This window comes from Pseudomonas sp. PS01299 (assembly GCF_029960145.1).
GTDB classification, from domain to species: Bacteria; Pseudomonadota; Gammaproteobacteria; order Pseudomonadales; family Pseudomonadaceae; genus Aquipseudomonas; species Aquipseudomonas putida_A.
Map to the genome: position 1 here is coordinate 1 of NZ_JASCPO010000137.1, position 15,491 is coordinate 15,491.

13 protein-coding genes are annotated in these 15,491 nt (G+C 60.5%); 7 read left to right on the plus strand and 6 right to left on the minus strand.

From position 1 onward, the window contains the following. The 7 genes from QMX91_RS20745 to QMX91_RS20775 all read left to right on the plus strand — a co-directional run. The coding region (locus tag QMX91_RS20745; RefSeq protein WP_282413274.1) for an alpha/beta fold hydrolase at window positions 1-819 on the plus strand (819 nt) is incomplete at its 5' end. A gap of 226 nt (window positions 820-1,045) precedes the next feature. Further along, window positions 1,046-1,537, plus strand: a complete 492-nt coding sequence (rraA, locus tag QMX91_RS20750; RefSeq protein ID WP_135295302.1) for a ribonuclease E activity regulator RraA — start codon at window positions 1,046-1,048, stop codon at window positions 1,535-1,537. A 22-nt stretch (window positions 1,538-1,559) separates the two neighbouring features. Next, on the plus strand, window positions 1,560-2,555 hold the full coding sequence (locus QMX91_RS20755; protein WP_282413275.1) for a zinc transporter ZntB: 996 nt from the start codon (window positions 1,560-1,562) through the stop codon (window positions 2,553-2,555). 63 nt (window positions 2,556-2,618) lie between these two features. Next, entirely contained in the window at window positions 2,619-2,867 is a 249-nt protein-coding gene (locus tag QMX91_RS20760) for a hypothetical protein (protein WP_003223293.1), read from the plus strand. A 2-nt stretch (window positions 2,868-2,869) separates the two neighbouring features. Next, the gene (locus QMX91_RS20765; protein ID WP_007916401.1) at window positions 2,870-3,694 is read left to right on the plus strand and encodes a mechanosensitive ion channel domain-containing protein; all 825 of its coding nucleotides are present in this window, start codon (window positions 2,870-2,872) and stop codon (window positions 3,692-3,694) included. 87 nt (window positions 3,695-3,781) lie between these two features. Further along, a complete protein-coding gene (gene sigX, locus QMX91_RS20770) occupies window positions 3,782-4,372 on the plus strand; it encodes an RNA polymerase sigma factor SigX (RefSeq protein ID WP_011333251.1) in 591 nt (196 codons plus the stop codon). 107 nt (window positions 4,373-4,479) lie between these two features. Continuing rightward, a complete protein-coding gene (locus QMX91_RS20775) occupies window positions 4,480-5,529 on the plus strand; it encodes an OmpA family protein (protein WP_027613290.1) in 1,050 nt (349 codons plus the stop codon). A gap of 62 nt (window positions 5,530-5,591) precedes the next feature. Here QMX91_RS20775 and cobA read toward each other — a convergent pair whose 3' ends face one another. The 6 genes from cobA to QMX91_RS20805 all read right to left on the minus strand — a co-directional run bounded on the left by cobA (window position 5,592) and on the right by QMX91_RS20805 (window position 15,157). Continuing rightward, complete coding sequence (gene cobA, locus QMX91_RS20780) at window positions 5,592-6,356, minus strand: uroporphyrinogen-III C-methyltransferase (protein WP_096797092.1); 765 nt, start codon at window positions 6,354-6,356, stop codon at window positions 5,592-5,594. A 13-nt stretch (window positions 6,357-6,369) separates the two neighbouring features. Further along, window positions 6,370-9,081: a nitrate reductase gene (locus tag QMX91_RS20785; RefSeq protein ID WP_282413276.1), complete on the minus strand. Its 2,712-nt coding sequence runs from the start codon at window positions 9,079-9,081 to the stop codon at window positions 6,370-6,372. Next, on the minus strand, window positions 9,081-9,398 hold the full coding sequence (gene nirD / locus QMX91_RS20790; protein WP_027613287.1) for a nitrite reductase small subunit NirD: 318 nt from the start codon (window positions 9,396-9,398) through the stop codon (window positions 9,081-9,083). Before nirD ends, QMX91_RS20785 begins: the two co-directional genes overlap by 1 nt. Next, on the minus strand, window positions 9,395-11,848 hold the full coding sequence (nirB, locus tag QMX91_RS20795; RefSeq protein WP_103369346.1) for a nitrite reductase large subunit NirB: 2,454 nt from the start codon (window positions 11,846-11,848) through the stop codon (window positions 9,395-9,397). Before nirB ends, nirD begins: the two co-directional genes overlap by 4 nt. A 419-nt stretch (window positions 11,849-12,267) precedes the next feature. Next, window positions 12,268-13,938 carry a bifunctional protein-serine/threonine kinase/phosphatase gene (locus QMX91_RS20800; RefSeq protein ID WP_282413277.1) on the minus strand — a complete coding sequence of 557 codons (1,671 nt, stop codon included), beginning with the start codon at window positions 13,936-13,938 and terminating at the stop codon, window positions 12,268-12,270. A gap of 7 nt (window positions 13,939-13,945) precedes the next feature. Next, window positions 13,946-15,157: a nitrate/nitrite transporter gene (locus tag QMX91_RS20805; RefSeq protein WP_027613284.1), complete on the minus strand. Its 1,212-nt coding sequence runs from the start codon at window positions 15,155-15,157 to the stop codon at window positions 13,946-13,948. Window positions 15,158-15,491: the final 334 nt, after the last annotated feature.

Consider the following 15,491-nt stretch of genomic DNA (forward strand, 5'->3'; position numbering starts at 1 on the left):
TTGATTTTGTTGCACGGCAGTTTTTCCACTCGGCGCTTCTGGTTATCCCCCAAGGGCCTCGGGTTGGGTGCGTACCTGACCCGTCTGGGCTTCGACGTGTGGATCCCGGAGATGCGCGGTCACGGCCTGTCGCAGCGCAACGAGGACTACCGGCGCAACCGCGTGGCCGACTACGCCCGTTACGATCTGCCGGCGATTGCCGCGTTCGTCCGCGAGCAGAGCGGGCAGGTGCCGCACTGGATCGGCCATTCGCTGGGCGGCATCACGCTGGCGGCGGCGCTGGGTGGCGAATACCTCGGCGAGCCGGCCGTGGCCTCGGCGGCGTTTTTCGGCACGCAGGTCAGCCGCACGTACTGGCCGCTGAAGATTCCACCGGTGGAGTGGAGCGGGCGCTTCATTCTCAAGCGTTTCGCGCAGTTGTCCGGCTCACGCCTCAAGCGCGGCCCGGAAGACGAGCCGATCGGGCTGGCGCTGGAAAGCATGCGCTGGTACGGCTTGTTCGGGCGTTTTGGCGACAAGGACAAGGACTGGTGGGCCGGCCTGGCCGAGGTTCAGGTGCCGGTGCTGGCAGTGACCGCGGCGGGCGATCATCAGGATCCGGCATGGGCCTGTCGCAAACTGTTCGAGCAGATCGGCTCCGAGCACAAACAGTTCGTCAATCTGGGGCGCGAGCAGGGTTTCAGCGACAACTTCGGGCATGTCGAGATGTTGGTGAGCAAGGCGGCGCAGGCCGAGGTCTGGCCGCTGGTGGCACGCTGGTTGAACGATCAGCAGACGCCGTTGCTCGGCGACAAGCCGGATCTTGCCGCTGCGGTCTGAGTCCGGGGCTCTGAAAAGGGCATTTCGTTCAGGTCGGCTTGCGGCTAAGATATGACGCATTGTGCGGTTCTGGTCATATTTGGTGGCTGTTTAGCTATTACGTTTCAGCGTTTGTTCAGGTTCGTTCAGCGACCATTGCATGAACTAAGGTAAACAGCGACCGCCGGGACTCGTTTCAAAAGAGTGCGACATCCTTGATCGTCTTCCTTTTTACAGGAGTTTTTCGATGAACCATTACCTCACGCCTGACCTGTGCGACGCCTATCCGGAGCTGGTGCAGGTGCTGGAACCGATGTTCAGCAATTTCGGCGGCCGTGATTCCTTCGGCGGCGAAATCGTGACCATCAAATGTTTCGAAGACAACTCGCTGGTCAAAGAGCAAGCCGAACTCAAGGGTAACGGCAAGGTGCTGGTGGTCGATGGCGGCGGTTCGCTGCGTCGCGCGCTGCTGGGCGACATGATCGCCGAGAAAGCCGCGAAAAACGGCTGGGAAGGGATGGTCATCTACGGTTGTATCCGTGACGTCGACGTTATTGCCCAGACCGATCTCGGCGTTCAGGCGTTGGCCAGCCATCCGATGAAAACCGAAAAGCGCGGTATCGGCGATCTCAACGTACTGGTGACTTTCGCCGGCGTGACGTTCCACCCGGGCCACTACATCTATGCGGACAACAACGGCGTGATCGTTTCGCCAAGTCCGCTGCAGATGCCTGAATAAGTTTTTCGACAAAGGGATGCGGATGTTCGAGGAAGAAAACGCGCAGTGGGGGCTGGTGCATGCCCTTGTGCTGGACGGTAAAGGCGGTGCGCGTTCGATTGCCCGGACTGAGCTCGACGATCTGCAACTGCAGGCCCATGAGAGCCTGTGGCTGCATTGGGATCGCAGCCATCCGCAAACCCAGACCTGGCTGCGCAAATCCAGCGGCCTGAATGAATTTGCCTGCGACCTGCTGCTGGAAGAGAACACCCGGCCACGCCTGTTGCCGTTGCCGGATGCCGAATTTCTGCTGTTTCTGCGCGGGGTCAACCTCAACCCCGGCGCCGAGCCGGAAGACATGGTCTCGGTGCGGATTTTCGCGTCGGCGCAACGGGTCATCTCGCTGCGTTTGCGTCCGCTGCGTGCCACCGATGAGCTGCTGGCGCTGCTAAGCGAAGGCAAAGGCCCGAAAACCTCATCTGAACTGATCCTGTATCTGGCGCAATTCCTCACCAACAAGGTGCAGGATCTGGTCACCTGCCTGTCGGAACTGGTCGATGAAGAGGAAGAAAAACTGGATGCCGACGAACGGTATACCCCCGAGCATGGCTCTATTTTGCACATCCGCCGCCGGGCGGCCGGACTGAAGCGTTTTCTGGCACCGCAGCGGGATATTTTCGGACAACTGACCCGGATAAAACTGCCGTGGTTTGTCGACGATGACGCTGACTACTGGAACGAATTGAACAACAGCCTGACGCGCTATCTCGAAGAGCTGGAATTGACCCGAGAGCGCATGGGGCTTGTGCTGGAGGCCGAAGACCGGCGTTTGAACGTGCGCATGAATCGCACGATGTACCGCTTCGGCATCATCACCTGCATCTTTTTGCCGATGAGTTTTCTCACCGGCCTGCTGGGCATCAATGTGGGCGGCATTCCGTTCTCGAGCAGCCCTTATGGTTTCCTGATTGCCTGTCTGACGGTGCTGGCGATGGCCTTCGGTCAATGGTGGTTATTCCGCCGTTTGCGCTGGGTGTGAATATGCAACATGTGACCCGACCAAATTTGCCCGCGTCTTTCACAGACATCACGAGAGGTGCGTATGCACGATCCGTTTGAACAGTCTTTGCGCGACATGCTCAACGCCTCGCCGTCCAGCCGTGACGACGACGCATGCCTGGGTCGCGTACTCAAAACCGCCAACCGCCAGGTGGGCGCCGGTGATCTGTTCAGCCTGCTGGGCCGCTGGCTGCCCGCGCTGATGATCGCCCTGAATAACGGATCGGCCCACGTCTCGCCGGTTTCCCGTCTTCGTAAAACTACTGCACGCACTGCTGATAAGGCTGATTGAATATGGAACTTGATCTCTGGACTCAGAGCCTCGTCACTGCAATGACTGCGTTGTGGACCAAAGTCGCCAACTTCATCCCGAACCTGTTCGGCGCACTGGTGGTGCTGCTGTTGGGTTTCGTGGTGGCCAAGCTGCTCGATACCTTGCTGTCCAAATTGCTCGCCAAACTGGGCCTTGATCGCCTGATGGGCGGCACCGGTCTGACCAAGTTGATGTCGCGGGCCGGCCTGCAAGTGCCGATCTCAACCTTGATCGGCAAGATTGTTTACTGGTTCGTTCTGCTGATTTTCCTGGTTTCTGCAGCAGAGTCCCTTGGACTTGAGCGAGTTTCAGCTACGCTGGACATGCTGGCGTTGTATTTGCCGAAGGTTTTCGGCGCCGCGCTGGTGTTGCTGGTGGGTGTTTTGCTCGCGCAATTGGCCAACGGCCTGGTGCGCGGAGCGGCAGAAGGCGTAGGGCTGGACTACGCTTCGGGTTTGGGCCGAATCGCCCAGGGGCTGGTGATCATCATCAGTATCTCGGTCGCGATCAGCCAGCTCGAGGTCAAGACTGACCTGCTGAACCATGTGATTGTCATCGTATTGATTACCGTTGGTCTGGCCGTTGCGCTGGCCATGGGTTTGGGAAGCCGGGAAATTGCCGGTCAGATTCTTGCGGGAATCTATGTGCGTGAGTTGTATCAGGTTGGGCAACAAGTGCGTGTTGGCGAGGTCGAAGGCCAGATCGAAGAGATCGGCACGGTTAAAACCACATTGCTGACCGATGAGGGTGAGCTAGTCTCACTCTCCAATCGGATCCTGCTGGAACAGCATGTGAGTAGCCGCTAACCCGGCAAACCCTGCTAATGTATGCCGCCGCAAAATGCCCTGAGAGGGGTGCGGCGGACATTGACCTGACTGTCGGCACGACTTGTTTTGAATAAAGCCCAAACGCTATCCACGCGCTATGACCCCCGTGAGCTCTCTGATGAGGAGTTGGTCGCGCGCTCGCATACCGAGCTGTTTCACGTGACGCGCGCCTATGAAGAGCTGATGCGGCGTTACCAGCGAACATTATTTAACGTTTGTGCGAGATATCTTGGGAACGATCGCGACGCAGACGATGTCTGTCAGGAAGTGATGCTTAAGGTGTTGTACGGCCTGAAGAACTTCGAGGGGAAATCGAAGTTCAAAACCTGGCTCTACAGCATCACGTATAACGAATGCATCACGCAGTATCGGAAGGAACGGCGAAAGCGTCGCTTGATGGACGCCTTGAGTCTGGACCCGCTGGAAGAAGCGTCGGAAGAAAAGGCGCCGAAACCCGAGGAGAAGGGCGGACTCGATCGCTGGCTGGTGTATGTGAACCCGATTGACCGTGAAATTCTGGTGCTACGATTTGTCGCAGAGCTGGAGTTTCAGGAGATCGCAGACATCATGCACATGGGTTTGAGTGCGACAAAAATGCGGTACAAACGTGCTCTAGACAAATTGCGTGAGAAATTTGCAGGCATTGCTGAAACTTAGTTCAGCGCAAATATCTCTTACGTGTAGGCAAGTTCTGATAGACTTGCCGCCGAGTTGTCCCCCGGTTTGCGGGACTGCTTCACAATCACCAGATGGGGATTTAACGGATGAAACTGAAAAACACCTTGGGCTTGGCCATTGGTTCTCTTATTGCCGCTACTTCGTTCGGCGCACTGGCACAAGGCCAAGGCGCAGTTGAAGGCGAGATCAACTACAAGAAGCAGTACAACGACAGCATTGATCATGTCGAAGACGGCTTCAACCCAGGCGCCAAAATCGGTTACTTCCTGACCGACGACGTCTCGATCAACTTCGGCTGGGATCGTAACAACCACACCCGTTCGAACGACGGTACCGGTAGCCAGAAACTGCGCGGTGACAACTTCGGTCTGACCGCTCAGTACCACTTCAACAACGCTGGCGACGCTCTGCGTCCTTACGTTGAAGGTGGTGTTAAGCACGGCAACCTGACCAACGTAGCTGCTGACGGCCACACCGGTCGCGACCAGTCGACTTTCCTGACTGCTGGCGCTGGCGTTAAGTACTACTTCGCTGAAAACTTCTTCGCCCGTGCTGGCGTAGAAGCTGACTACAAACTGGACAACGGCCGTTGGGACTACGCTCCATCGGTTGGTCTGGGTGTGAACTTCGGTGGCGGCGGCAAGCCAGCTGCTGCTCCAGTTCCAGCTCCGGCTGAAGTCTGCTCCGACAGCGACAACGATGGCGTTTGCGACAACGTTGACAAGTGCCCGGACACCCCAGCCAACGTAACTGTTGACGCTGATGGCTGCCCAGCAGTTGCTGAAGTTGTTCGTGTAGAGCTGGACGTGAAGTTCGACTTCGACAAGTCGGTCGTCAAGCCAAACAGCTACGCTGACATCAAGAACCTGGCTGACTTCATGAAGCAGTACCCAGCAACTCACACCACTGTTGAAGGTCACACTGACTCCGTCGGTCCTGACGCTTACAACCAGAAACTGTCCGAGCGTCGTGCAAACGCCGTTAAGCAGGTTCTGACCCAGCAGTACGGTGTTGAGTCGTCCCGCGTTCAGTCGATCGGCTACGGCGAATCCCGCCCAGTTGCTGACAACAAAACTGAAGCTGGCCGTGCTGTTAACCGTCGCGTAGAAGCGCAGGTTGAAGCTCAAGCTAAGTAATTAGCTGCCGCTACGAGAAAAGCCCGGCTCAGGCCGGGCTTTTCTTTGCCTGCGATTTGGCTTTACAGGGCGTACACAGTTCCCATGGGGGAGCTGCCGGAGACTGCGATCCTTTGCTCTGCAATGGCAGCCACTGCGCCGATGACGAGTATGGCCGGGCTCTTGAGCTCAAACCGGCAGGCATCGTCACTCATGCTCATCAGATCAGTGCGGCACTCACGCTGTTCTGGCAGAGAGGCATTCTCGATCATCGCCACCGGCGTATCTGCCGCCATCCCGCCGGCCAATAGCTGATCGCGAATCTCGCCAAGCTTGGCCACCCCCATGTAAATCACCAGTGTCGTCCCACCTCGCGCCAACGCCTGCCAGTTCAATTGACTGTCGTCCTGGGTGTGCGCGGTCACCAGCGTCACCCCGCGCGCCACACCGCGCAACGTCAGCGGAATATCGCATTGCGTCGCGCCGGCGAGTCCGGCGGTAATACCGTTGACCAACTCGACCTCAATCCCACGTTCGCGTAACCACTGCGCCTCTTCGCCGCCACGACCGAAAATGCACGGGTCACCGCCCTTGAGCCGCACCACGCAGTTGCCTTGGCGCGCATAACGCAACATCAGCCGATGGATGAACGCCTGCGGTGTCGAGCGACAGCCGCCGCGTTTGCCCACGGCAATGATTCGCGCGGTGGGGCAATGCTCCAGCACCGCGGCATTGACCAGATCGTCAATCAACACCACCTGCGCTTCACGCAATGCGCGCACCGCTTTGAGCGTCAACAGTTCGGGATCACCGGGACCTGCACCCACCAGCCAGACTTTTGCATTCATGGTGTTTTCCTTATCAGCTGGATACCGGCTGCAGATCGGCCGCCAGCAATCGTTTGATTTCCGGGACGCACGAACCGCATTGCGTGCCGCATCCCAGTTGTTGTTTGAGGCCCTGCAGATCGAGACCCTGGCGAATCCCGGCACACACCGCGCGGTGGCTGACGTTTTGGCAGTTGCATAGGGTTTTTCCCGGATTGGCCTGCAAACCGGCACTGCCCGGCGGCGCACTCATCGGCGCCAGCAGCCAGCGTCGCAGTTGTTCATCGGCGCGGCCCTCCAGCCATAGCCCCTGCAGCCAATGCTGGGCCAGGGTTTCGCCGGCCAGGCGGATCGCGGTGATGCGGCCGTTTTCGATGCGTACCCGTTTGCCGATGGCGCGACGCGCGTCGTCGTAGGCCAGTACCGGCCCGTCGAGCAGCGCCAGACACTGATCGATATCGCGCAGCAGTTGCGGCTCCGGCGCCGTGGCGCTGGCAGCGCGTATCAGCAGCGCGGGCCGTTCACGTCCGGCAAGGCTGAGGCTGACGTAGGAAAACGCCTCACACAAGGGTCGTAGTGTCTCGAAATGCCGTTGAACATCGCCCTCGATGAGTGCAAACAAGTGCCATGGCAGATTCACCGGTTCCAGACGCACGCCGCTGTGCTTGAGTTCGGGCTGCTTTGACAGTGGGTCGAAGGCCGCCAGAGTCAGGCTGTTTACTCCGCCCTTGAGAAAGCGCTCGCCCCAGTGCATCGGCAAAAAGGCCTGGCCCGGACGTATGCCGTCATCGCTGCCGACGGCCACAATCACCGCACCGCGCCGACTCTTCAGATTGACCAGATCTCCCGGCTGCAAACGATGACGGCGCATTTCGTCCGGATGCAGGCTCAACAGCGCTTCGCTGACATGCCCGAACAATTGCGCTGCGGTGCCGGTGCGGCTCATGCCGTGCCATTGATCGCGCAGACGGCCGGTGATCAGGGTCAACGGAAACCGTGCATCGCGTTGTTCTTTGGCCGCGCGATAAGGATCGGCAACAAACTGCGCACGACCGTTGGCCGTGGGAAAAATCCCGTCGCCATACAAACGCGCGGTGCCTTGTCGGGCGCCGGTGGGGAAGGGCCACTGCTGCGGTCCCAGTTCATCGATCAATTGATGGCTGATGCCCGACAGGTCCAGATCGCGTCCACGGGTCAGTTGTTTGTATTCGTCGAACAACTGCGCCGGATGCTCGAAAGCAAACAGGTTTGGTTGTTGCGGACGCAGACGTTGCTCCAGCCGTTGTGCGAAATCCACGGTGATCGCCCAGTCGGGCCGCGCTTCACCGGGTGGGAGAATGGCCTGGCGCACGTGGGAAATGCGCCGTTCGGAGTTGGTCACCGAGCCTTCCTTTTCGCCCCAACTGGCAGCGGGTAACAACAGGTCGGCGAAGGCGGCGGTTTCGGTGGTGCGGAAGGCTTCTTGCAACACCACGAACGGGCAGGCCTGCAGCGCCTCGCGAACCGCGTGTTGATCCGGCATGGACTGTGCGGGGTTGGTGCAGGCAATCCACAGCGCCTTGATCTGGCCGCTGCGCATCCGCTCGAACAGCTCGATGGCGCTCAGTCCAATGTTTTCAGGCAGTTGATCGACGCCCCAATAGGCTGCCACTTCGGCGCGGTGTTCGGGGTTGGCTGCCTCCCGGTGACCGGGCAGCAAATTGGACAGGCTGCCGGTTTCCCGCCCGCCCATGGCATTCGGCTGACCGGTCAGCGAGAAAGGTCCTGCGCCTGGCCGGCCGATCTGCCCGGTGGCCAGGTGCAGATTGATCAGCGCGCTGTTTTTCGCGCTGCCAGCGGTGGACTGATTCAGGCCCATGCACCAAAGCGACAGGAAACTTGGCGCCGTGCCCACCCATTCCGCGCACTGCTGCAATTGCTCGACACTGATCCCGCACAGTTGCGCGACCATTTGCGGGGTGTAATCGCGCACCCGATTTTTCAGTTCAGGCAAACCGTCGGTGTGCGCCTTGATGAAGTCGCGGTCGATCCAGTCTTCCCACAGCAGCAGATGCAAAATCCCATGGAACAGAGCGACATCGGTGCCGGGCAAAATCGCCAGATGCAGGTCCGCCAACTCACAGGTGTCGGTGCGTCGGGGATCGATGACGATGACCTTCATCTGCGGTCGGCGCGATTTTGCCTCTTCAAGGCGTCGGAAAAGAACCGGGTGGGCGTAGGCCATGTTACTGCCGGCGATCATCACGCAATCGCTGAGCTCCAGATCTTCATAGCTGCACGGCGGTGCATCGGCGCCGAGGCTGCGCTTGTAACCGACCACCGCTGACGACATGCACAGTCGGGAATTGCTGTCGATGTTGTTGGTCCCGACCAGCGCTCGCGCCAATTTGTTGAAGGCGTAATAGTCCTCGGTCAGCAACTGTCCGGAAATGTAAAACGCCACGCTGTCCGGGCCGTGTTCGGCGATGGTCTCGGCAAAGACCTGGGTCGCGTGATCCAGCGCCGTATTCCAGTCGCAGCGACTGCGCGCCAGGCCTTTGCCCAGACGCAGCTCCGGGTACAGCGCTCGGGCGGCCAGATCGCCGGTCAGGTGCAGGGTCGAGCCTTTGCTGCACAATTTGCCGAAGTTGGCCGGATGCGCCGGATCGCCGCTGACGCCGAGAATGCGCTCGCCGTCATGCTCGATCAGCACGCCGCAGCCGACGCCGCAGTAGCAGCAGGTCGAGGCGGTCGTCTGGCGGTTCATCAGACCGCATCCCGCAGTGCCAACTGCACGCGGCCGTTTTCGACCCGGGCCGGATGATGGTGCGCGCAGCCGATGTCCGGTGCCTGAGCCTCGCCGGTTTGCAGGTCGATCTGCCAGTTGTGCAGCGGGCACGCCACACGTTTGCCGTAGATCAAACCCTGTGACAACGGCCCGCCCTTGTGCGGGCAGCGGTCGTCGAGGGCGAAAACTTCGTCGTCGCTTGTACGGAAAATTGCGATGTCACCTTTCGGCCCGGCAATGATCCGCGAACCGAGGGCATTGATCTCTTCCAGGGCACAGATATCGAGCCAATTCATGCCGGCACCTCCAGGTTTTTCACGGGGATCACCTCGAATTCTTTCTTCAGTTGCGGCTGCGCCAGACGCTCTTTCCACGGGTCCTGTTCGAACGACAGGGAGAACTGCAGACGCTCGTTCAGGGCCTTGCGCCGCTCCGGATCTTCAAGCACGGCCTGCTTGATGTGCTCCATGCCGACCCGTTGCAGGTAGTGCACGGTGCGTTCGAGGTAAAAGGCTTCTTCGCGATACAGCTGCAGGAACGCGCCGTTGTATTCACGAACTTCCTCGGCGGTTTTCAGCTTGACGAAGAACTCGGCGACTTCGGTCTTGATCCCGCCGTTGCCGCCGATGTACATCTCCCAGCCGGAGTCGACACCGATGATTCCTACGTCCTTGATCCCCGCTTCCGAGCAGTTGCGTGGGCATCCGGAGACAGCGAGTTTCACCTTGTGCGGCGACCACATGTTGAACAGGTCGTGCTCAAGCTCGATACCCAACTGCGTCGAGTTCTGCGTGCCAAAGCGGCAGAACTCGCTGCCGACGCAGGTTTTCACGGTGCGGATGGATTTGCCGTAGGCGTGGCCGGACGGCATGTCGAGGTCTTTCCAGACGCCCGGCAAGTCCTGCTTCTTGATCCCCAGCAGGTCGATGCGCTGACCGCCGGTGACCTTGACCATCGGTACGTTGTATTTGTCGGCCACGTCGGCGATGCGGCGCAGTTCCGAAGGGTTGGTCACGCCGCCCCACATCCGTGGCACCACCGAATAGGTGCCGTCCTTCTGAATGTTGGCGTGGGCGCGTTCGTTGATCAGGCGCGATTGCGGATCGTCCCTGGCTTCGCCGGGCCAGGTGGAAATCAGGTAATAGTTCAGCGCCGGCCGGCAGGTGGCACAGCCATTCGGGGTGCGCCAGTTGAGGTAGCTCATGGTGTCGGCGATGGTCAGCAGATGCTGTTCGCGGATCGCCTGGCGGATCTGCCCGTGGTTGAGGTCGCTGCAACCGCAGATGGCTTTTTCGCTTTTCGGTTTGACGTCCGCCGCGCCGCCGACGGTGTTGATCAGGATCTGCTCGACCAGTCCGGCGCAGGAGCCGCAGGAACTGGCAGCCTTGGTGTGCTTCTTCACGTCATCGACGCTGAACAGGCCGTGTTCCTGAATCGCCTTGACGATGGTGCCTTTGCACACGCCGTTGCAGCCGCAGACTTCGGCAGTGTCGGCCATGCTCATGGCTTTGTCCTGGCCCTGATGTCCTACGTCGCCGATAGAATTTTCACCAAACATCAGGTGATCGCGGATCTCGCCGATGGCGTGATTCTCACGAATCTGTCGGAAATACCAACCGCCATCTGCCGTATCGCCGTACAGACAGGCGCCGACCAGCACGTCATCCTTGATCACCAGTTTTTTGTACACGCCGCCGATCGGGTCGGAGAGGGTGATGGTTTCGGTGCCTTCGCCGCCCATGAAATCACCGGCGGAAAACAGGTCGATGCCGGTGACTTTCAATTTGGTCGAGGTCACCGAGCCCTGATAGCGGGCGAAACCCAGTTGTGCGAGGTGATTGGCGCAGACCTTGGCCTGTTCAAACAGCGGCGCCACCAGGCCATAGGCGATGCCGCGATGGCTGGCGCACTCGCCGATGGCATAGATGCGCGGATCGTAGGTTTGCAGGGTGTCGTTGACCAGAATCCCGCGATTGCAGGGGATGCCGGCGCGTTCCGCCAGTTCGGTATTGGGGCGGATGCCGGCGGCCATCACCACCAGATCGGCGGGGATGATCTCGCCGTTCTTGAATTGCACCGAGCCGACCCGGCCGTTGCCTGCGTCGTGCAGGGCTTGGGTCTGCTCGCACAGGCGAAAGTGCAGTCCACGGGCTTCGAGCGCCGTTTGCAGCAGTTGGCCGCTGGTCTTGTCCAGCTGTCGCTCCAGCAGCCATTCGCCGATGTGCACCACGGTGACGTGCATGCCGCGCAGCATCAGGCCGTTGGCGGCTTCGAGGCCGAGCAGGCCGCCGCCGATGACCACCGCGTGCTTGTGGGTTTTGGCGGTGTCGATCATCGCCTGGGTGTCGGCGATGTCGCGGTAGCCGATCACACCCTGCAAGTCATTGCCCGGAATCGGCAGGATGAACGGCGTCGAGCCGGTGGCGATCAGCAGGCGATCATACTCAGCCTCGGTGCCGTCCTCGGCGATCACCCGGCGTTTGACTCGGTCGATCTGCACCACCTTGCGGTTGAGCAGCAACTTGATGTGGTTTTCCAGGTACCAGTCGAGGTCGTTGAGCACGATCTCTTCGAAGGTCTGTTCACCGGCCAACACCGGCGACAGCAGGATGCGGTTGTAGTTGGTGTGCGGTTCGGCGCCGAAGACCGTGATGTCGTACAGCTCGTTGCTCAACTTGAGCAGTTCTTCCAGGGTGCGAACCCCGGCCATGCCATTGCCGATCATCACCAGTTTGAGTTTTTTCATCAGGTTCTCCGGGGAGCGGTGGCTGGCCTCTTGTGGGCAGTCAGGCCGTGCTCGACAAATGTTGCGCAAACAAAAAAAGGCGTCCCGCTAGTTGCCTAGCGAGGACGCCTTTGTCCTGGTCCCGTTCTCTCGGGAAGCCCGGCCTTCGTCGTTGAAGGCTGGGCTTTATGTATGGTGAAACGGGTAATGCAGTGGTTGTGCCAAGTGTGGGGGTGGCGGGTTTATTGCGTTTAGTCAGCGTTTATCAAGGTTTTTTGCACCTTATCGAAGCGGGCTGCCCATTCGTGGAGCGTTCAAACAGAATGATTTGTAGTGATTGGACGGACGCCTTCGCGAGCAAGCCCGCTCCCACAGTGGAACCGAGTCGTTCACAAATCCCCTGTGGGAGCGGGCTTGCTCGCGAAGGGCGCGACGCGGTATCAGCGATGAAACAACACCACCAGCAGCACCAGATTCCCCAGCAAAGCCAGCAATGCTACCGTCCGCCAGACCGTCAACGGCTCACGCTCCAGCAAAGGCCTGGGTCGCACACTCAAACTGCGCCGCTCACCTTGTTCCAGCACCAGCAACCATTCCTCAGCCGTTTCAAAGCGCTGTTGCGGGTCCGCCGCCACGCCACGCTCCAGACTCTGCGCAATCCATTCCGGCACGTCCGGGCGGTAGCGACCGGCACTCACCGGTAGGCCAAATCGCGGCCGCTGGAACGCTTCGACCTCGCCATAGGGGAAATGCCCGGTCAGCAGGAAAAACAGGGTCACGCCCACCGCGTACAGATCCTGTTGCGCACTCGGTGGCTCGCCGCGAAAGGCTTCCGGGGCGATGAAGCTGGGCGTTCCCGGCAGCGTTGACGGTGCGTCAGCGGACAGACCGGGGCAGTACGCCAGACCGAAATCCAGCAGGCGTAACTCGCCATCGTCACCCAGATGCAGGTTTTCCGGCTTGATGTCGCGGTGCAGAATCTGCCGCCGATGCAGCAGGCCTACCGCCCGCAGCAAGCGCTCGGCAATGTCCTGCCACTGCGCCAACGGCAACGGGTTGCTGTGTTGAAACAGCTGCGCCAGAGTCATCCCGGAATATTCGCGCATCACGTAGTACAAATGCTGACGCTGAGTGCCGGCATGGACTTCAGGAAAATGCCGCCCGGCGACACGCTTGAGGAACCATTCTTCCGACAGCAAGGCTTGCCCGGCCTGGGGATCATCGGCCAGCCGCGCCGGCAGGGTTTTCAACAACCAGCCCCGACCTTGGCCATCCAGCACTCGATACAGCAGCGATTGCTGGCTCTGAGCGACAACGCCTTGCACCTGCCAGCCTTCAAACATCTGCCCGGTTTTCAGCGCTGGCGGCAGCGGCCACTGCTGTAAGTGAATCAGCGCATCGCCGATGTTCGCTTCGCCGAGCGCATCGACCCGCACCAGCAGCGCACTGGCATTATCCTGACTGCCGGCCAGATGCGCGGCGTTGACCAGCGTGCGTACGGCGCTGTCGAGATCCGGCTGATCGCGCAGAATCGCCGCGATTGCGGTATCGCCCAGAGACGACCACACGCCATCGCTGAGCAGCACGAAACATTCGCCCTCGCGTAATTCACCGTCGAGAAAATCCAGCACCAGATGCTGATCCAGCCCCAGCGCGCGTTTGAGCACGTGCTGCATGCCCGGCTGCTCCCAGACATGATCCTGCGAAATCCGCTGCAAAGCGTCGGCCTGCCAGCGATAGACCCGGCAATCGCCGACGTGGGCCAGGGTGAAACGCCGACCGCGCAGAACCAGCGCGCTGACCGTGGTCAGCAACGGTTGCCCGCCGCCATTGGCCTGTAACCAGCGATTTTGTGCGAGCAGCAGGCGATCCAGCGCCTGGGCCACGCTCCAGGTTTGCGGCGTGGCGTAGTAGTCCAGCGCCAGTGCTTGCAGGGTCGAGCGTGCGGCCAGGCCGCCGTCGGCGCATTGGCTGACACCGTCGGCGATGGCGACCAGATAGCCTTTGCTGGCGGCCAGCGCCGGGGCGGGCGTCACCAGGCGCATTGCGTCCTGATTTTCCGCGCGCGGGCCGGTGGCGCTGGCCTGGGCAAAGCTCAGTTGCAGGGGCATGGAGGCTTCAGACCCGCGCAGCGGTCACTGCGGCCGAACCCCAGGTGGTTCTCCAGCGACGTTTGACCCCGTGCAGACCGAACCACGCCAACACGCCGAGGCTGGCGAACAACCACAGCGCCAGTTGATAGCTGCCGGTGCTTTGCTTGATCGCGCCCATGCCGGCCGCCAGGGCAAAGCCGCCGATGCCGCCGGCCATGCCGATCAGCCCGGTCATCACGCCGATCTCCAGGCGAAAACGTTGCGGCACCAACTGGAACACCGCGCCGTTGCCGGCACCGAGACCGAGCATGGTGCAGACGAACAGCGCCAGTGCGGCGTAGGAGCTGGGCAGGTTGAAACCGACAGCGGCGATGCAGATTGCCGCCACGGTGTACATCGCCAACAAGGTGCGGATGCCACCGAAGCGATCCGCCAACGCACCGCCGAGCGGACGCATCAGGCTGCCACCGAACACGCAGGCAGCGGTGTAGTAACCCGCCGTGACAGGACTCAGGCCGTATTGGTCGTTGAAGTAGCCGGGCAGGGCGCTGGCCAGGCCGATGAAGCCGCCGAAGGTCACGCTGTAGAAAAACATGAACCACCAACTGTCGCGGTCGCCAAGGGCCTTGAAGTAGTCGGCCATGGCTTTGGCCTTGGGCCGCTGCGGGGCGTTTTTTGCCAGCCAGGCGAACAGCACCAGCGTCAGGATCAATGGAATCAGGGCGAAACCGAACACGTTGCTCCAGCCGAACGCCGCAGCCAGCACCGGGGCAATCAGTGCGGCAAACACGGTGCCGGAGTTACCGGCGCCGGCGATGCCCATGGCCTTGCCCTGATGCTGCGGCGGATACCATTGCGAGGCCAGCGGCAGGGCCACAGCAAACGAAGCACCGGCCATGCCGAGGAACAGTCCCAGAATCAGCGCCTGTTCATAACTGTGGATGCCGAGTTTCCATGCGCCGAACAGCGCGCAGATCACGATCACCTGACCGATCAGGCCAGCGGTTTTCGGCGACAGACGATCGGCCAGCATGCCCATCACAAAGCGCAGCACCGCGCCGGCGAGAATCGGTGTCGCCACCACCAGACCACGTTGTTGTGTGGTCAGGTGCAGGTCGGCGGCGATCTGCACCGCCAACGGGCCGAGCAGGTACCAGACCATGAAGCTCAGGTCGAAATACAGGAACGCTGCGAACAGGGTCGGGGTGTGGCCGGATTTCCAGAAGCTTGAATTCATCGCGCACCTCAGCTGAAAAGAGTCTCGAAAGGAGTCACAGCAGGTGGCGCGCCGCCACGGCCGCACCACCGGCCCCGGGCTGTGGGGCCAAAACGCAAAAACGCCGCTACCTGGTTCGCCGATGTGGGCGAGCGGGGTGAGCGACGTCTTTGTCGTGGGTGGGGCAACCGCCGTTGGTTACCTGTGCGGAATACTTAGCGAGATTTGTGCCAATAAGTGAAATGGCGTCGCGGCCTTCGCGAGCAAGCCCGCTCCCACAGGGAATGCATTTCAAAGTGGAACCCCGACCTGCTTCACAGGAGATTGCGTTCCAAATGTGGGAGCGGGCTTGCTC